Source organism: Rhizobium etli 8C-3 (assembly GCF_001908375.1).
Taxonomy (GTDB): Bacteria; Pseudomonadota; Alphaproteobacteria; order Rhizobiales; family Rhizobiaceae; genus Rhizobium; species Rhizobium etli_B.
Map to the genome: position 1 here is coordinate 519533 of NZ_CP017241.1, position 17181 is coordinate 536713.

The window sequence follows — 17181 nt, forward strand, 5'->3', positions numbered from 1 at the left end:
GCAACTCATTCCAGAGCAAACACCCCTTCCCAGGCCCGTTCCAGCATATCCAGAGAAGCGACCTTAGGGATCCCATTGAAATCGCAGTATGACCCGACGAAGTCGAGAAGATACTTCGGATGATAGCAGGACGCCAGCATGGCGCCGTGGTACTTGCGATCATAAAAGACGTTCAGATCGATACCACTGACATCTATCGCCGCACCGCCGGCATACGACTTGAAAATCTGGATATATTCGTCGCGCGACGGGTTGTTCACGAAGATCTTGTACTTCAAGCGTCTCAGACCAGCCTCGTCGGAAAGATCCCTCGGGGCGATATTCGTCGAAAAGACGACCAGCTCGTCGAATGGAACCTTGAACTTCTTGCCGGTGTGCAGAGTCAAAAAGTCGTATCCGCGCTCAAGCGGCACGATCCAGCGATTGATCAGCGCTTGCGGCGCCACCTGCTGGCGACCGAAGTCGTCGATGATGAAAACGCCGCCGGATGCCTTCAGATGCACCGGCGCTTCATAGACATTTGGTCCTTCGTTGAAGGTGAGATCGAGCAGGTCGAGCGTCAATTCCCCGCCGGTCTTGACCACCGGACGACGGCATTCGATCCATCGCTGATCGGCCTTCGGATACGGTTTTGCGTCAGCCCCGGCAACGCGTTGATGCACAGCTTCATCAAAGAAACTGATGACATGGCCACCAACCTCGATGGCATGGGGCACAAAGATCGTTTGGCGAAACAGTTGCGACGTCCGCTCGGCAATGCTCGTCTTTCCGTTTCCGGGCGGTCCGTAAAGCAGGATGGAGAGACCCGAGTTCATGGCCGGACCTAGTTTTTCGACCAGCGAATCCGAAAGCACCAGCCCTTCAAGGCTCTCGATCAGCCGCTCTGGGGTCACGCGCTCGTCATGGATGGATTGCAACCCCACTTGTCGGCAAAAAGCGTCCAGCGACACCGGCGCCGGCCCGACATACTGGGATTGACGCGACGCCGCGCGGACATATTCGAAGCCATTGGTGGAAAGCGTATAGCGAATGTCGGATCTCACATCCTCACCGGCCAGGCCACGAGCCTCCAGGAATGCGAGCTTCACAAGTTCCTTGATCAGGATATTGGCCAGCACTTTCGGCAATTTCATGCGGTCAGCCAGGTGAGATGCAGTGACTGTATCCTGCTCGGCCGCACATTTTGCCGCCAGCCTTAGCAGGAACGACGATTCCAGGCCGGTCTCCTCCAGGCTTGCCGGGGCCATCGGCATCCGTGGATCGAGGGGTACTACGACTTCTTGACGATTCTGATCGGGCGAATACTGCATACGGACCTCGCTTGGCTCAACCGCCGGGCTTCAAGCCGACGAGAATACTGACGACACGGATGACAATGGGCACGAGCACGATGATCAAGCTCACCGGAAACAGGAAGGCTCCGAGCGGCAGCAACATTTTGATCGGCAGGGCATTGGCCTTTTCCTCGGCCCGCACGATGCGAAGATCGCGCATTTCCTTACTGTAGACGCGTAGCGTCTGCGTAACGCTCGTTCCTAGCTCCTCCGATTGGCGAAACAGTACCGAAAGCGCCCGCGCCTCATCTATCCGTAATCGTGTCGCAAGATTGGCCAATGCATCGCGCAAGCGGCGTCCGCCGCGCACTTCCAGCATCATGATCGAGAGATGCAGGCCGAAGTCCTGCTGCTTGTCGACGAATTCCCGGGCTACGCGGTTGGCGGCTGCTTCAATGCTCATCCCGGCATCGAGACAGACGATCAGCATGTCCATGAAATCTGGAAAGAGCCGACGATACTCGCGCTCCTTGGCGCCGCCGCGCCGGTCGATATAGATGTTGATCAGAATAAAGCTCACGCCGGCGGCAAACATGGCGATGATCAGCGTAGCGATCCCCGACATCTCGGGCACGAAGCGGTTGAATGCCCAGACCGCCGCGACAAACACGCCGATACAGATCAGCGCGCGAACAACCTGGAAGATTGTCACTGCGCTGGCGTCGAAAAATCCGGCGCGGATCAGGCGGTTCTGGGTGGAGTTCTGATTGGTATCACGCCGGGTAATCTCGAAATAGCGACGGATCAGGCGGTTTTCCGCTTCGCCGAGGTCGGCAATCGTCGTATCGCCAAGGTGGAATTCCTCGCCTGCTGCCGTCGTGGCTTCCGACAGTCGCGCCCCGACCTCGCGTCGCCGAAAAACCAGTTCGGATGCCGCTGCTGAAAATATCAGCACTGAAAAGAAGACGATGAAGTAAATTCCATATTCACTCGACATGACGGCCTCAGTACTCGAAGTTGACCAGCTTGTAGAGAATGACATTCCCGACCGCCATGAGGGCCAGCAGTACACACACCACGATGGTTCCGTGGCCGCTGTCCCAGAGGGGATCGAAGTAGGTCGGCGACAGTGCCTTGATCATCCCGTAGAGCAGAAACGGGTAGAGCGACATGAAGATCGCCGTGATGCGCCCTTCCGAGGAGATTGCCTTGACCTTTGCCTTCAGCATCGTCCGGTCGCGCAGTGTCTTGGAAAGGTTCTGCAGGATTTCGACGAGATTGCCGCCGGTTCCGGCCTGTACGCTCAGCGATATTGCGAGAAGGTTCAGATCCTCGACGCCCACTCGGTCGGCCAGGTTTACGAGGGCGTTGTCAAGGGCCACTCCATAGGTGAGTTCGTCCGAGAGAAGGCCGAACTCGCTGCCGATCGGATCAGGCATCTCGCGCGCCACCAGAGCAATCGCCGCAGGAAGCGGGTGGCCGGCCGCCAGGCTGCGGTTGGCGACATCGAGCGCTTCGGGAAGTTTCAGTGCGAACTTTCGCATGCGACTCGCCCGGGTGCGCCAGACGACGAGCACAGGGATGAGAAGGCAGATCAGCAGAAAGACCGGTACCCTGACGAGATTGCTCGGCACCAGAAACTGAACGACCAGCCATATCAAAAGTGCGCCGGCGATCGCGAAAAGGCCAAATCGCCTGGCATCGAACTTGATGCCGGACTGGACGTAGAACTGCCGCATTCGCTGCAATGAGGGGATTTGCCGCCAGCTACCGTCGGCACCGCGCTCCTTGAGCATATGCCGGTAGGTCTTTCGGTGATCATCGCTGACGTCGAGCAGGCTCAGGCGGTGGTTCAGAGCGCGGTGACGTTCCGATGTCCTGAAGTAGCCGCGCACGATGGCTTCGACGCCAACAAGGGCTGCGATGAATACGGCCGCGTAAAGCAGGATCAGGGTCATTGTTCAACAGGCCCCGTTTGCAGCGGCTTACCGGGATCGAAGATCGCCGCAGGAATCTCGATCCCGAGTTCGGCAAATTCCTCGATAAAGCGTGGCCGGATGCCCGTGGCGCGAAATTCCCCGCGGATCCGCCCGTCGTCATCGGTTCCGGTCTTTTTGAATTTCATGATCTCCTGCATCTGCACGACTTCGCCTTCCATGCCGGTGATTTCCGAAATCGAGACGATCTTGCGGCTCCCGTCGCTCAAGCGCTGAACCTGAACGATGATCGTGATGGCGGACGAGATCTGCGAGCGAATGCTCAGCTGCGACATTGGCATCCCCGCCATGCCGACCATCTGTTCAAGCCGGCCGACGGCGTCGCGGGGCGTGTTGGCATGAATGGTCGTCATCGAACCCTCGTGACCGGTGTTCATCGCCTGCAGCATGTCGAATGCCTCGTCGCCGCGCACTTCGCCGACGATGATGCGGTCGGGACGCATACGCAGCGCGTTTTTCAGAAGCTCGCGCTGGCGAATTTCGTTGCGCCCATCGAGCGTCGGCGGCCGAGTTTCCAGCCGGCCGACATGCGGCTGCTGCAACTGGAGTTCGGCCGCGTCTTCGATGGTGATCAAACGCTCCTTCGGGGAAATTTGCGACGACAGCGCATTCAGCAAGGTCGTCTTGCCCGAACCCGTGCCTCCCGAAATGACCATGGACACCTTGCCTTTGACCGCGGCGCTGAGAAGGACGCGCATGGCGTTAGCCATGGCGCCATATTCCACGAGGCGCTCCATCGTCAGCGGCTTGCGGGTAAATTTTCTGATGGAAACGAGTGGACCGTCGACCGAGATCGGCCTGATGGCGACGTTCACACGCGAGCCATCCTTGAGGCGGGCATCGACCATCGGCGTCGATTCGTCGACGCGGCGGCCGACCGCCGAGACGATCTTGTTGATCACCCGCAACAGATGGTCCTCGTCCTTGAAACGCACGGCGGTGCTTTCGAGCTTGCCGCCCCGCTCCACATAGACGCTGTCGTGACCATTGATGAGAATGTCGGCAATCGTGTCGTCGGTCAGTAGCGGCTCGATCGGTCCCAGCCCGAGCATCTCATCCGTGATATCGCGGATCAGATCGTTGATTTCCTTGGCATTGAGCGGAAAGTTGTTGCGTCGGATATATTCCTTGACCAGCGGCCTGATCTCAGTTGCGATCTCCTCGTTGTCGAGCGTATCGAGAATGCCCAGGTTGATACGATCGAGCAGATAGCGATGCAGATTGACACGCTCCGACACCATGTCGGGCCCGAGCGAGGCTTCTTCGACATGCACCGGCGCTTCGCTGGCCGCCTGTTGCCGGGCCGGGACAAGGGGAACCGCGCCGGCCAGAGACAGTTCGATCGCCTCCGGATGCTCCCGGCTTTCCGGTTCCCTCGGCTTATAGAAACGCCCGATGATTCCGTTCGTCATGCTTTCGCCCTCGACTATTTTACAATGACCGTGGAACCGACCTTCACCCGTTCATAAAGATCGATGACATCGGCGTTGCTCATGCGGAAGCAGCCAGACGACGCGAATCCGCCGACGGTCGACTGCTCGTTCGTTCCATGAATTCGGTAAAGCGTGTCGGTGTTTCCCTTGTAGAGATAGATCCCGCGAGCACCCAGGGGATTGAACGGCCCTGGAGGTACAAGATCGGGAAGTTGTGGCGAGCGCGCCTTCATCTCGGCTGGTGGCCGCCAGTCGGGCCACTCTGATTTGCGCCCGACCTTCACGACGCCGCTCCAGCGAAATCCGTCGCGCCCGACGCCGATCTTATAGCGGATCGCTCGATTTCCGGAGATGACGAGGTCGAGCGTCTGGTTACCGCTGACAATGACGATGGTCCCTGCCGCGTAACTCTGTTTGATGGTCACCATGGCGCCTGTCCTCGGTCCGAGGGTTCGCGGCACGAGCCCGCCTGCCGCGGCATCCGCGACGGCTATCGCGAAAACCGCAAGGCCAAGAATGGCGGCGCAGGCACTTGTGCGCCGACGGTCGATCGCCTTCATCGCACCAGTGCTCCGAGCTTGCCGACCGCGCTGCAGAAGCGCGCTCGTGAATTCACTTCCACCGGCAGCACCCCTCGGTTGACCGCCTCGCTCAACGTGTCCCAATCATCCGCGATGACGTGAGTGGGGATCTGCTTGAATATCTTATCCGTCTGCTGCCGGCGCACCCCGAGGCCGAAAAGCTTGGTGCGGTATTTGTTGATGACGATGAATATCTGATCTGAATTGCCACGCAGCCGCACCAGATTGGCGAACAGGTCCTTGGCTTGCGAAAGCGCAGGTATCGTCATTTCGGTCACGATGCAGACGCTATTGACCGAACTGAGGACATCGTACTTCCACGGCGTATCGTAGTAGGGAATGTCGATGACGGTGTGATCGCTTTCGAAGGCGGCGACGTCCAGCATCCGCAGCACCAGTTCGGAGCCCCTCGGCGACAGAAGGACGGACGGCTGCTTGAAGGACAGCAGCGAAAAGCCGCCCGAATGACGCTTGCGGACCAGATCGATGAATTCCAGATCGACCCGGGAAGGATTGGCGATGACCGGCTTCAGGTCGTAATCGTTGACAAGGTTAAGATAATAGCCGAGTGACCCCGAAGAAAAGTCCATGTCGAACAGATTGACCCGTGGTGAGGAATTCTTGGTCGGCTGGGCAAGCACATGGGCCAGCGACGAAGCGATCACGCTGGCGCCTGCACCGCCGACGGCAGAAACCACGGCATGGACCCGGCTGTCGCTTGCCCCGGTGCCGGGAGCATGAGTCGAGATCATGTCGATCAGTGCGCGGCGCTCGAGGGGCTTCTTCAACCAGTCATTGCCGTTCAGGCGAAAGAGCAGCCGCAGCATGTCGTCCGGAAGATCTTCGGAAACGACAACGAGCGGAATGTCCCGATGGCTGGTTCGGAACGCAAACAATTCCGGACGATGCAGTGATTCGCCGTTGTCGACGTCGAGAACGATCAGGTCGAACTGGGTCGAATCGAACCGGCCTTTTTCGCCAATCGCCTTTAATGCCACATGGCGTACATCGTAACGCGACAGCGCACCGAACACGTCGAGCATGAGGCTTGCGGCCGCAGCATCGTCGGAAAGGACTAATATCCTGGTGGATGCGGCAATGTTGATGTGAGCTGTCATTTCGCTTTCCTACGCAAGATTTAAGGAGTCAGCAGGTTGAACAAGTCTTGAGGTCTTCCGTGGTGATCGTCACCGGATGGGCTGGAAGGGCGATGTCGTTGATTCCGAGCAGTGCCCCGAGGATCGGCAGATCGAAGGTGACGTCGCGCACCTCGAGCCGCATCGTGAGCACCGGTCCGTCCGGCCGGCCCCAGTAGCCCAGTCCCGAGCGCTGATAGGTCACCATCAGATTCTTAGGTTCTATCCGCCAGTTGAGGTCGCAAATGCCTGGGTGGGGATCAGCCGGCGCGCTGCAGAGCCCGTCGCTCCCTAAGACGATCCGGTTCAATGCCGCCGTGCAGTTCGCAAGAGCCGGTCCGCAGGTTGAGGCAACCGCGGCATCGTTCGGCGCGGCTTTGCCGTTGTCGAGTGGATCGGCCGCTTCGACCGGGAAAACGGCGTCGAAATCCGTCGTCAGCGGATCTGATACTGCAGCCAGGCGGGCGCCAAATTGCAATGCCTTGACCGTCTGGTTCCACTGCGCCATGGCATAGCCAAACTCGACGAAGGCTGCAAACACCAGCATAACGATCGGAAAGGTGAGCAGCCCTTCGGTGAGGCTGACGCCACGGGTATCCTGCCAGAAGCCGGCGAACGTCCGGGAGGTCACCATCCGATATACCTCTCTTCGTGGAAGGAGCTGATGGTGATGGCATCGAGTCCGAGCCAGCCAAACAGAGGCGAAGTCTGATAGAGGTGGGCGGTAGAAATGGTAATGTTCCCGTCGGCATCGGGCGGTGCAATGGTGATGTCGGCAGGGTCCTTCCAGCCTTGCACGCGCGGTTTGGCGTCCGCTGCAGGAGTTTGCGTTCCATAAAAGGCGATCGTCTTCGCCGTCGCCTGATTGCAAGTCGGTTCATAGGTTCCCGACGCCGGCCGACAGCGCGACAGATAACGCCCGGCATCGCGCAGGCCCGCGTCGATCTGCATCCGCTCCCAGAAAATGTTGCCGAACTCGAGAATTCCGGCTGCAAACAGCGTCACAAAGGGCACTGCCACCAGTGCTTCGGCCAGGACCGCTCCTTCCTGCCTAGACCAGAACCCGAGACCAAAGCCTTGCCGCACGAGATTGCGCATCGCCATCATCATCGGACCAGCTCCGCTTCTTCGCGCAAAAACTCGTCGAGCGTACCGCGTCCGCCCTTGCCGGTTATGTCGATCATTTCCAGGGAAAGGTACCGCTCACTGGCGTCTTTGATCGCGGGCTTTGTCAGGAACATCCGCGCAAAGGCGACCGCCCGCGTGGCCTTATGGCCGTTCAGGTGGCCAACGGACTGCTCGTAGCCGCAATTTACGATGGCAGAGAAGATCTCGCGACGATCGCCATATTCGGCCGCCGTATAGTCCGCCAGGTCAGGCCCGCCGTAGCACTGGCCGCCGGTCGCAGGCGTCCCCGTCTCGCCGTTTGCCGAGGCATGGCTGATCAGTGCGGGGTTGGCCAGTTCGTAGCGGTAGACGTCGTAGGCGGAAGGTTGGGATGGTGTACCGGCTGCCTGCTGCGGGTAACTGGAGGAGGTGCTTAGGATCGTACTGACTGAGGGAGCGGCCGTTCCCTGCGCAACGTTCCAGTATGTCGTATACTGCCAGTTGTTGCCGCTGCTGATCTTGCCGCCGGACAGGGAGGTCATGGCCGCTCCGTAACCTAGCGGCAAAGCCTTGGCGGGATCGCCGACAATGTCTCCGACCTTCACAGGATCGTAGGCTTTGCAGGCGTCCTTGCCCTTTTCGGATGCCGTTTGAGCGGAACGCACGTTCTGCGCCGGCCGGTAACGCGGATCGGTCTTACTGCCGATTGAACCGTAAAACCCGAAGCGCGTATTCACGCCGTCTTCGATCGGCCCCGCCTTTGCACCGGTCTCGGTATCCAGGCTGTCTCGCGTATAGCAGGTACCGGGATTGCCGGTGGCAAGAGCCTCCGCCAGCACGGCCGCCCCGTTGCCCAAGGGGGTTCGCAAGAACCCGAAGTTTCCGGGACCGGGGTTGGACGCCGAAGTGCTGTGAAGCTCGATCTGCACGCCATAGAGGTTCCCGGCCGCAAAGTTGGTGTGCAAGGCCTCAGCCGCATCTTCGCTTGCAGTCTCGCTCGTGTTCCCAACGGGCTCGAAGGGATTGCAGATAAACATCGGCGTCACATCGCAGGCGCTCACCCGGTAGACCGCCACGGCATCCGCCGAGACGTTCACTGTGTCACGCGTGAAGCCGACTGGTATCGGGAAGATCGTCTGCATCGCCTGTTCTTTGGCGACCACCCAAGCGTAGGAGGCTTCGTTGGAATTCTCCGCCTCCATCGTATCAAGGTCGATGTCGTCGTCATCCTGAGCCGGTATGCTCTTGAGATATTTGACAATAACGGTGCTGCCGGCATCGTTTCCGGGATCATAGCTCACCGTTATGTACGAGCCGAGCGACATGCCGTTTCCGCCACCGGAAAAAGCTGCACTGTTGGCAATTTTCTCAATTGCCGCATCCGCCCGGTCGATCGCATCGTCGCGGCCATCGAGTTCTCGGGCTCCGGCGAGCGCCATGGCATCGACGGCGCTCTGCAGGTCGGTATGCAGATTGCTGCTGCGGCCCACATCGATGACCAGCAGCGAAAAGCCCAGAAGCAGCGGCATGGCGATGAGCGTCAAGGCGATGACGTAGCCATGATGATCATTCCAGAACCGTCGGATAACCCTGCTAAGCATTGGCATACCCCCATCGCGGCGCGATCGCCGTGACGTCCCTGTCGTGTGTGTTTTTTCCCCCGGCGCTGCCGCCGTTCATGCCGTTCGATAGTTAGTTGCCGACGGCCGCCCCATTGGCCGTGGCCATGGCCGGCGCCGGCTGCATGTTAACAGACCCCCCGGTCTGGTACTCGTTGACCACTCTGCGGATCACCTTGCCGTCGCTGGCGATACGGGTTCGCTGCGCTTGCGGCGGGAAGGGGTCCTGCGTATGGATGGCCTTGTTGGCTTCCACGGCGTTCCCGAGCCCGAAGGTGATCGAGTCGCGATGGTTCATGTAGTCGGCGCAGCCGGAAACGAGGCTGACGACGATAAGGACGAGAAGCACGCGCCTATCTTTTTGCAACAGCAAGTTGGCCTCCCTGATCCAGATCGAGACGATGGCCATAGGGGCCCTTCACACCTTCGCCGTTGCGAAAGCGCCGCAACATGTCTTTGTCCACTTCCAGTATTCCAAGCGCAAACAGCTCCGCGTCGTTCGACGAACGTGTCTGGTCGAGCGGACTGTAGAGGTCCTCGCCTGGCGAGGCCGGCCGCACGATATGCGGTGTGACGACGATGACGAGATCGGATTCCTTTTTCTGGAAACTCGTCGAGCGGAACAGCGCGCCGAGAATTGGGATCTGCCCAAGGCCCGGTAATTGTTGGATGTCCTTGGCATTGATCGACTGCAAGAGCCCCGCCATTGCAAAGCTCTGCCCGTCGCGCAGCGCCACCGTGGTGCTGGCAGCGCGCGAGATGAAGCCTGGATTGCCGTTGACGTTGATCGATGTATCGAGCTCGGAGACTTCCGGCTCGATCTGCAGGTTGATGAGACCGTCATCGAGAACAACCGGCTTGAAAGTCAGCCGCACGCCGAACGGGCGATAGTCGGTCTCGGTGGCGACGGTCGCGCCGTTGGTCGTCGTCGTCAGGATCGGCACTTCGCCGCCTGCATGGAAGCTGGCGGTCGAGCCGCTCATGGCGATCAGGTTCGGCTGCGCCAGTCGGCGCACCACACCTTTCTGCTCGAGCGCGTTGATCACCACGTCAATTTGGCCACCCGAGATTTCCAGCACCTTGGCGATTAGTTGGCCGAAGGGCTGCATGCCTGTGGCCGCGCCCTTGGGGTCGAGCAGGGTGCGGACGAGGTTGCCGTCGTCCACTCCGATGCCCTGACTGGTCGTTGCCTTGCCGATGCCGTTATTTCCCTGCCCGGACCAACCAATCCCCAGGTCGCGGCCGGTCTGGCGCGAGGCTTCGATGACACGCACCTCCAGCATCACCTGCTGGCTGTCGCTGACTCTCAGCTGGTTCAGCACCGGTCGCTCGGAATAGGACTGGGCAATTTCAATCACCCGCTGCAGTTCCACGGCATCACGCACGGTGCCGGTTACGCGGATGCGATCGTTGGAGTTGAAAACACGGACCCGGGCCGAGGGCGCGGCGGAGCGGATTGCAAGCGCCGCCTCGCTGAAATCGCTGGCGACGCGGACGTCGATGACGCCGAGGAGTTTCTTGCTGTCATCATAGACCGAGATATTGGTGGCGCCGATCTGCTTGGCGCGGATGAATAGCGACCGGTCTGACAGCGGCACCACGTCGATCATATCGGCGCTGCCGATGACGAGATCGCCGAACGTCTGGCCGGTATTGAGGGTCAGCGTCTCGTTTGGAGGCAGCGTGATCTGCTGCACCGACCCGCCGAGCGTCACGAACTTTTCCTGTGCCTCGGCGCGGCCGGCAAAGTCCGGCCCCCAGCACACACAGGCCGAAAACACTGCGACTAGCGCCGCAAGGCTTCTGGATCCTGCTATTCCCTTCTTGCCACACCTTGACATGCCTGCCTTCACCCCCCATTCGGCCGCAGCGCGCACGTTGCGGGCCTCCGCATGTATGTCACTGGATCAGGCCGACTCTGTGCTCCTCGCGCTTCGTCGTGTTCCAGACGCCCACAGTTGCCCACTTTGGCTCAATCGGCAATACCGGTTCGACCTTGGTTTCGACAATCTGAACTTGTTTTTCGCGCTCTGGCGTCTTCGTCAGATCCTTGCCGAGTTCGGTCGCAGTCGGCCCACCGCCGAGATCGGCGATGGTGATCTGCCGGGTTTCTTCGACGGAGGACGAGGCGATGTTGCGAAGTGCCAGAGACAGCGTTCCGATTGTGGCGCCGAGCGTGAGACGTTGCGCCTCGTCGGTCGTCACCTCGAAGGTGACGGTTTTGACGACGGAAGGCTCGTCCTTGCGCTCGTCTGCGGTCTGGTCCACGGCGAGCACCTTTACCCCCTGCAGCAGCACGTCGACAAAGGTCTGGTCGTTGCCGGCCTGGCCGCGAACCAATCGCGTCAGGAGAACGTCGACGCGGTCGGACGGCCGCACAAAGCCGGCGACGCCGAGCACATCGTTGACGCGGATGGAAACGGCCTTCATGCCCTGGTCGAGCGCCGCCGACAGCGTGGCACGCTCGCCGGCACCGGTGATCTTCGAGGAAAGCACCGGCTCGCCCGGATCGATCGCTCCCATGGCATAGCGCGGCTGGGCATCGTCGCCGACGACCGCCTCGATGCTGGCGAAAGAGCCTGTGGGTGTTTCGTTTGAGGGCCACGGAATGGCCTTGAGATTTTCGGCACGCACTCGATCGCCGAAGCGCATCGGCTTGGCGGCGACAATTAATGACTTTTCCTGCGTTTTGGTGCGGCCCATTGCCAGGAGCCTGGCCTGCTGATCGGCGAGATACTCGCGCATCCCGAAAACCGCTGCTCCTGCGAGCACGAAAGCAATAACGAGACTGAAAATCGTTGAAGAACGCATCGCCGCTACTCGCTACACTGGACGGAATACATCCATCTGCGGTTACTAATTTAGTAGAGAGGCGTTAACAAAACACCTCTCTTCAGCTCCAAAAAGCTGCTCAGGAAGCAGCTGAGGTGTATCAAGCTTCAGCCGCCCGCAGCCGGGGCCGGTGCATCGAGGTCTTGACCTTGGAACCAAGTCGCCCACGATCCCCATGCCGTGTTGAGCTCCTCACCGATCAGGACAACCGATGCAACAACTCCGCCGACCAGCAAACCAAGCAAAATAAGATATTCAGTCAGTGCGACGCCGTCTTCTTCCCGCGCGAAAGCGCGTACGCGATTTACAAGTGCTTTCATCGAGAATTACCTCCAAAATACTTGGCACGCCGTCATTCCCCCGGCACTGCCTCTTGCCGTCGAGACCACCCCTCCGACTAGATCTATTAATAATCTGTTAATTCTAATTTAGTCAATTAGAGATATGTAAACAAAATGACATGTATTGTTTATGGTTAAGACGGGTCCCGGCATATTTCCTCGTAAAGACCGTTCCATCGCCGCCTACAGCGGATTCAAAACTGGATCTTAGTAGGCTATCCTTACCAATAGGGTTAGGTAGCATGATACCAATAGTCAGCTTTACTACATGGCTTGCAGTATTGCTTTTTCTTTACGCCGGGTGGACCGATTTCCAAACGTGGAAGATCCCCAATACGCTGGTCCTTGCGCTCATTGCCCTTTATGCGTTGCGCGCTGTGGCCGTGATGGTGAGCTCCGAGGATATCGGCGCGACGCTGTTTGCCTTAACTGGAATCGGCGGCGACGTCGGTGCCGGCCTGCTGATGTTTGTGCTCGGTGTCGTGCTCTGGGCTTTCGGGATGTTCGGCGCCGGAGACGCCAAGCTCTTCCTGCCGATCGGCCTTTTCATCGGCTGGCACGGCATGCTGCCGTTTTCGATCTTCCTCCTCGTCTTCGGCGTCGCGACCTTGCTGATGCTGCGGCTGCCCATCCCGCTACCCTTCAAGCATCTCGCCTTTTTCATGCGAATCGAGGAAATCCGGGCGAGCCGAAAGGTACCCTATGGTGTCGTCATGGTATTTGCGACGCTCCTCACCCTTGCCTCTGCTTAGCCGGAAGTTTCGCCTCATTCCCCATACACCGGACGGCCCCGAAAGCTCTCGCGATGACAAAAGCCATCGATGTGCGATGCTTGCCATACATGCCGCTGCAGATCGAATGCGCCGAGCTTTGGCTTAAGCGAAATGCGGAGACCGCCGTCGACGTGGTCAACTGTGGATACACGCCGGGGTTGCGTCATCAAGGAGCCGCAGAGCGTTCATTATGACAGCGGTGGCCGAAGTGTTCGTCGTTGGCCTGCATCATGCGACGGCCAGCTCGACGGGCAATTGCACGAGCTTGTCATTCGGGAGCGGACGCTGCAGCGCACGTGCCTCTTCCCATGGTGCCGTCAGCCAGGTCTCGATTTCATCCTCGTTCGACAGGACGACCGGCATGGCCTTTTCGTGGATCGGCGCCATAATGGCGTTCGGCTCGGTCGTCAGGAAGCCGTAGAGATCGGCCGTGACCAAGCCTTCCTTGATCTTGCGAACGCTTTGCCATTGCGGCACCCAGAATCCAGCGAAGAACATCAGCGGGCAATCCGGATTGGCCGCAAACCACGCATTTGGAGTTCTGCCGCCTTCGAGTTTGCTGGCCGGGTCCGGTTCGGCGAAAGCCGTAAAGGGAACGACGCAACGAAACTCAACGCCCTGCCAGCGCTTCCAATGCCTGCTTTCGACGTTGCGGACATTGGTTGTTCCGCCGTCGGGCTCCATTTTCAGGAGTTCCTGGAAATCGACGTCCCTGCCTTTCTTGCGCAGAGAGTCCGCTCGCTTGGTGGCCGCCTGAAACAGCGCCTGTGACGAGCTCGGAAGACCCCATCGCACATTTGCCAGCTCACGGCCGGCTGGTGTGTTGCGGACGATCGGCGCCATTCTGTCGGGCCACATTTCGACGATCGGCTCCAGATTGCCGGTGCTGTCGATCATTGCTCTGGTGATCGAGCGGATTGCCTCCTGGTTGCTCAGCATCCGGTAGAGATTGCACACATTGCCCTCCAACGGCTCCCAGTAGCCGCGTTTCGAAACTTCGTCAGTGTCGATGAACTGGCCGTTCCAGCCTCTTCGAGATTCAGGCAGCTTCGCGGGTCGGGAGGCAAAAGACAAGGTAGGTGTCGCCGTCAAAAAATGCGCGACATTGTTGGCACCTGCGATCGATTTGCAGAGATGACGACAGGACCTCGGCGCGCTCTTTGATCGTCGGGAACTTCCATTCTGTTTCCCGGTCGGTTGATCACCAGAGGATCACGTGAAAGGGCAGCTCGTAGTTGAGGCGCCAGCGGGCTAGTGGATTGTCTCGTCTTGATGCCACCGGGTCTCCTAAAGCGTGGCGTCTTCCCAAACGGGAACTTTGACTGTCTTGACCTTGACCAGCCGTCGGACGACGAGCTTGCCGAAATCCTGGCTATTGGGATGATGCACGTGCAGGTGCATGTAATCGCGGCGATTGCAGCGCTCACAGCGGAACTTGCTCACCAACCGGTCGAGACTCATATTGTTGCGCAACTGCAGGATATCGCGCGGCGTGTAACAATGCGTGGCGTTGCAGTACTGGCAGGTAATCACCAGGAGCTGACCGGCATCTGCCGCGTCCAGTAGTGTCCAACGGGAGAGCTTCCGCATGTAGTTCATTTCGGGCATGCTCTAATCCCGGTCGAAACTCGGGCGCCAGCCGCGGACCAAGCCGCGGCTCAAGGCTCTTTCCGCCAATGCCAGCTGCAGCCTCAGGTGATGATTATCGGCCAGCAATGTTGCTATCGTCGCCTTGGCATCGTCGTCATGAAATGCGAGGGCAGCTTCGACCTCATAGTCGATGTCTTCCTTCTTGGCGGGCAGCATCAGAGAACCCAGCCGTCTGCCTGGGTCATCTGAAAAACCTTCTCAACAGCAGGCTCGGCATCGTTTTCGCAGGGGAACCACACCGGTTTGCTGGTGATATCTTCGCCTTCGAATATCGTCCTGAATACCCCGCAAGCCCGCGCGTTGTCCGGGTCGAGAGCGATCTCAAAATAGCCTACAGGACTACCTGTAGCCACGTCGTAGGCGCAGGCAGTCATGAGGCGGATGCGATGGAAGCCCAGCCGAGGTGGCAGTTGAGAAATCAAGTTCGAATGAGCTTCACGTAGTGTCATTGGCACAGCCGGCGTCCAGTATGTGCCATGATCATCGTCGTCAGTCTCAATAACAGCCGCGTTGGCAAGAGGCCGCAGCTCATCGTTCGGATGTAGAAGCATATCCGTTCTCCGGTTTCCAATTATAGTGATGGCGGCCGACGCCGTTTGTTCTTATTATGTTCTCATCAGTGGCAGAGTCAAGGTGCCTCCAAGATGTTCGACCGTGTGAGATAAATCATGAGCACGAAACCTATGATAATCATTATCGCGGCAAAAACGGCGATCAAAAGCGCGCGTCCGCTCTGTTTCCGCCGCCGCCGATCGATCTGCTCGATCTGGTCTCGCCGCTCGGTTCCTTTCTTGTCTGCCATGGCAAGTTCCCCGGGGGCGCTCAGTTATCAGCCCCCTCGAACGACCACTCGGGGACCAGAGTTCCCACCATCGGTCGCAGCTCAAGGAATAGTGAGAAGCAGCTCGCCACGGCGACGACGATCCCCGACGGCGAGGCAATCGTGGTCGATGATCGTGGCCGATCGGACCTCGGGCTGCTGCAGCAATCGCTCGGCGGCCGGGGCGGCGAGCAGATCTCCGGCGAAGCGCTCTTGATGGCGTTCGACTTGCTCTATTTCGACGGGCATGATCTGCGGCAACTGGATCTTTCTTCGCGCCGCCATCTGCTCGAAGGTATGGTCACCGATCGAGAAGGCGTCATTCGGCCCATTGGATCCGGCCAACTTTTCGGAGGTCCCGCATATCAACGAAGGTGCGTGTTTTGATGAATGGTTAGTCTGGATAAGGACAAAATAAGATGAATGGTGCCGCTTACGTGACTCGAACACGTGACCCCATCATTACGAATGATGTGCTCTACCGACTGAGCTAAAGCGGCAACTTGGCAGCCGAACCGTGCGGCCCCCGTTTTGCATGGCGCTGATACAGGCATTGTTTGAAGATTTCAAGCGCCCTGTCGTGCCTTTGACAAAAAAGACGCTCCTCTTTTGAAGGTGGCGCGGGTCAGAGCGCGAGGCGAGCGCGTGCTGCCCGGTATTCGCTTTCCAGCCTGTCAACGAGCTTGGCGACCGGCTGGACAGCCTTGATGGCGCTGATCCCCTGACCGCTGCCCCAGACATCCTTCCAGGCCTTGGCGCCGCCGACGGCCTGCTCGAAATCCATCTTCGATGGGTCCGCCACCGGCAAGTTGTCCGGATCGAGGCCGACGGCCTGGATCGACGGCTTCAGGTAGTTGCCATGCACACCGGTGAAATAGTTGGAATAAACGATGTCGTTTGCAGCGCCCGCGACGATTGCCTGCTTGTAGGCGTCGGTGGCACGCGCTTCCTCGGTCGCGATGAACGGCGTTCCGATATAGGCCATGTCGGCACCCATCGCCTGTGCCGCGAGGATTGCGCCGCCGGTGGCGATGGCGCCTGCCAAAAGCAGTGGCCCATCAAACCATTCACGGATTTCCTGCACCAGAGCGAAGGGCGACAGCGTGCCGGCATGCCCGCCAGCGCCTGCCGCAACCGCGATCAGTCCGTCTGCACCCTTCCTGATCGCCGAATTTGCGTGGCGGTTGTTGATGACGTCGTGGAGCACGATGCCGCCATAGGAGTGCACGGCCGCATTCACTTCGGGCACGGCACCGAGCGAAGAGATCACGATCGGCACCTTGTACTTGACGCAGAGGCGCAGGTCGTGTTCGAGCCGCTTGTTCGACATGTGGACGATCTGGTTTACGGCAAAGGGTGCTGCCGGCCTGCCTGGATTGGCGGCGTTATAGGCTGCGATGTCTTCAGTGACCATTGCCAGCCACTCGTCGAGCTGACTTTCCGGCCGGGCATTCAGTGCCGGAAAGGCGCCGATCACGCCCGCCTTGCATTGCGCCAATGTCAGGGCAGGGTGGGAGATGATAAAGAGCGGTGAAGCAAGGACCGGCAATCTCAGATTTTCCGTGAGGATTTTGGGAAGGGACATCGCGTTCACCATCAAATTGACGTTTACGAAAAC

At 59.2% G+C, this 17181-nt stretch carries 21 protein-coding genes and 1 tRNA gene; 2 read left to right on the forward strand and 20 right to left on the reverse strand.

The window, feature by feature from the left end; genetic code table 11:
• Window positions 1-5: 5 nt before the first annotated feature.
• The 13 genes from AM571_RS02630 to AM571_RS02690 all read right to left on the reverse strand — a co-directional run bounded on the left by AM571_RS02630 (window position 6) and on the right by AM571_RS02690 (window position 12299).
• A complete protein-coding gene (locus AM571_RS02630; protein WP_074060066.1) occupies window positions 6-1310 on the reverse strand; it encodes an AAA family ATPase in 1305 nt (434 codons plus the stop codon).
• Window positions 1311-1326: 16 nt separating this feature from the next.
• Window positions 1327-2271 carry a type II secretion system F family protein gene (locus AM571_RS02635; protein ID WP_074060067.1) on the reverse strand — a complete coding sequence of 315 codons (945 nt, stop codon included), beginning with the start codon at window positions 2269-2271 and terminating at the stop codon, window positions 1327-1329.
• A 7-nt stretch (window positions 2272-2278) separates the two neighbouring features.
• Window positions 2279-3232 carry a type II secretion system F family protein gene (locus AM571_RS02640; RefSeq protein WP_074060068.1) on the reverse strand — a complete coding sequence of 318 codons (954 nt, stop codon included), beginning with the start codon at window positions 3230-3232 and terminating at the stop codon, window positions 2279-2281.
• Complete coding sequence (locus tag AM571_RS02645) at window positions 3229-4683, reverse strand: CpaF family protein (protein WP_074060069.1); 1455 nt, start codon at window positions 4681-4683, stop codon at window positions 3229-3231. Before AM571_RS02645 ends, AM571_RS02640 begins: the two co-directional genes overlap by 4 nt.
• 14 nt (window positions 4684-4697) lie before the next feature.
• Window positions 4698-5264, reverse strand: a complete 567-nt coding sequence (locus AM571_RS02650; RefSeq protein ID WP_074060070.1) for a L,D-transpeptidase — start codon at window positions 5262-5264, stop codon at window positions 4698-4700.
• A complete protein-coding gene (locus AM571_RS02655; protein ID WP_074060071.1) occupies window positions 5261-6403 on the reverse strand; it encodes a response regulator/pilus assembly protein in 1143 nt (380 codons plus the stop codon). Before AM571_RS02655 ends, AM571_RS02650 begins: the two co-directional genes overlap by 4 nt.
• Before the next feature lie 28 nt (window positions 6404-6431).
• Complete coding sequence (locus AM571_RS02660) at window positions 6432-7055, reverse strand: TadE/TadG family type IV pilus assembly protein (RefSeq protein ID WP_074060072.1); 624 nt, start codon at window positions 7053-7055, stop codon at window positions 6432-6434.
• The gene (locus AM571_RS02665) at window positions 7049-7528 is read right to left on the reverse strand and encodes a TadE/TadG family type IV pilus assembly protein (protein ID WP_074063034.1); all 480 of its coding nucleotides are present in this window, start codon (window positions 7526-7528) and stop codon (window positions 7049-7051) included. Before AM571_RS02665 ends, AM571_RS02660 begins: the two co-directional genes overlap by 7 nt.
• A complete protein-coding gene (locus tag AM571_RS02670; RefSeq protein ID WP_074060073.1) occupies window positions 7528-9129 on the reverse strand; it encodes a TadE/TadG family type IV pilus assembly protein in 1602 nt (533 codons plus the stop codon). Before AM571_RS02670 ends, AM571_RS02665 begins: the two co-directional genes overlap by 1 nt.
• A gap of 91 nt (window positions 9130-9220) precedes the next feature.
• The gene (locus tag AM571_RS02675; RefSeq protein WP_074063036.1) at window positions 9221-9517 is read right to left on the reverse strand and encodes a hypothetical protein; all 297 of its coding nucleotides are present in this window, start codon (window positions 9515-9517) and stop codon (window positions 9221-9223) included.
• Window positions 9501-10988: a type II and III secretion system protein family protein gene (locus AM571_RS02680; RefSeq protein WP_074063035.1), complete on the reverse strand. Its 1488-nt coding sequence runs from the start codon at window positions 10986-10988 to the stop codon at window positions 9501-9503. The genes AM571_RS02675 and AM571_RS02680 overlap by 17 nt, the downstream gene beginning before the upstream one ends.
• Window positions 10989-11046: 58 nt before the next feature.
• Window positions 11047-11958, reverse strand: a complete 912-nt coding sequence (gene cpaB, locus AM571_RS02685) for a Flp pilus assembly protein CpaB (RefSeq protein ID WP_074060074.1) — start codon at window positions 11956-11958, stop codon at window positions 11047-11049.
• A gap of 128 nt (window positions 11959-12086) precedes the next feature.
• A complete protein-coding gene (locus AM571_RS02690; protein WP_074060075.1) occupies window positions 12087-12299 on the reverse strand; it encodes a hypothetical protein in 213 nt (70 codons plus the stop codon).
• Between the two features lie 263 nt (window positions 12300-12562).
• On the opposite strand from AM571_RS02690, the gene AM571_RS02695 reads away from it, so the two are divergent.
• On the forward strand, window positions 12563-13072 hold the full coding sequence (locus AM571_RS02695; protein ID WP_074060076.1) for a prepilin peptidase: 510 nt from the start codon (window positions 12563-12565) through the stop codon (window positions 13070-13072).
• A gap of 249 nt (window positions 13073-13321) precedes the next feature.
• Here AM571_RS02695 and AM571_RS02700 read toward each other — a convergent pair whose 3' ends face one another.
• The 5 genes from AM571_RS02700 to AM571_RS37210 all read right to left on the reverse strand — a co-directional run bounded on the left by AM571_RS02700 (window position 13322) and on the right by AM571_RS37210 (window position 15545).
• Window positions 13322-14050 (reverse strand): SOS response-associated peptidase, encoded by a 729-nt coding sequence (locus tag AM571_RS02700; protein WP_074063037.1) that lies wholly within the window; start codon window positions 14048-14050, stop codon window positions 13322-13324.
• A 330-nt stretch (window positions 14051-14380) separates the two neighbouring features.
• Window positions 14381-14701, reverse strand: a complete 321-nt coding sequence (locus AM571_RS02705; protein ID WP_074060077.1) for a hypothetical protein — start codon at window positions 14699-14701, stop codon at window positions 14381-14383.
• Window positions 14702-14704: 3 nt separating this feature from the next.
• On the reverse strand, window positions 14705-14899 hold the full coding sequence (locus AM571_RS02710; RefSeq protein ID WP_074060078.1) for a hypothetical protein: 195 nt from the start codon (window positions 14897-14899) through the stop codon (window positions 14705-14707).
• Entirely contained in the window at window positions 14899-15294 is a 396-nt protein-coding gene (locus AM571_RS02715) for a hypothetical protein (RefSeq protein ID WP_074060079.1), read from the reverse strand. Before AM571_RS02715 ends, AM571_RS02710 begins: the two co-directional genes overlap by 1 nt.
• Window positions 15295-15371: 77 nt before the next feature.
• On the reverse strand, window positions 15372-15545 hold the full coding sequence (locus AM571_RS37210; protein ID WP_237358571.1) for a hypothetical protein: 174 nt from the start codon (window positions 15543-15545) through the stop codon (window positions 15372-15374).
• Window positions 15546-15686: 141 nt separating this feature from the next.
• Between AM571_RS37210 and AM571_RS37215 the strand changes: the two genes are divergently transcribed.
• Window positions 15687-15950, forward strand: a complete 264-nt coding sequence (locus tag AM571_RS37215; RefSeq protein ID WP_420493362.1) for a hypothetical protein — start codon at window positions 15687-15689, stop codon at window positions 15948-15950.
• 37 nt (window positions 15951-15987) lie between these two features.
• On the opposite strand, the gene AM571_RS02725 is transcribed toward AM571_RS37215, so the two are convergent.
• Both AM571_RS02725 and AM571_RS02730 read right to left on the reverse strand, forming a co-directional pair.
• Window positions 15988-16063: transfer RNA gene (locus AM571_RS02725), tRNA-Thr, on the reverse strand.
• A gap of 125 nt (window positions 16064-16188) precedes the next feature.
• The gene (locus AM571_RS02730) at window positions 16189-17148 is read right to left on the reverse strand and encodes an NAD(P)H-dependent flavin oxidoreductase (protein WP_074063038.1); all 960 of its coding nucleotides are present in this window, start codon (window positions 17146-17148) and stop codon (window positions 16189-16191) included.
• Window positions 17149-17181: the final 33 nt, after the last annotated feature.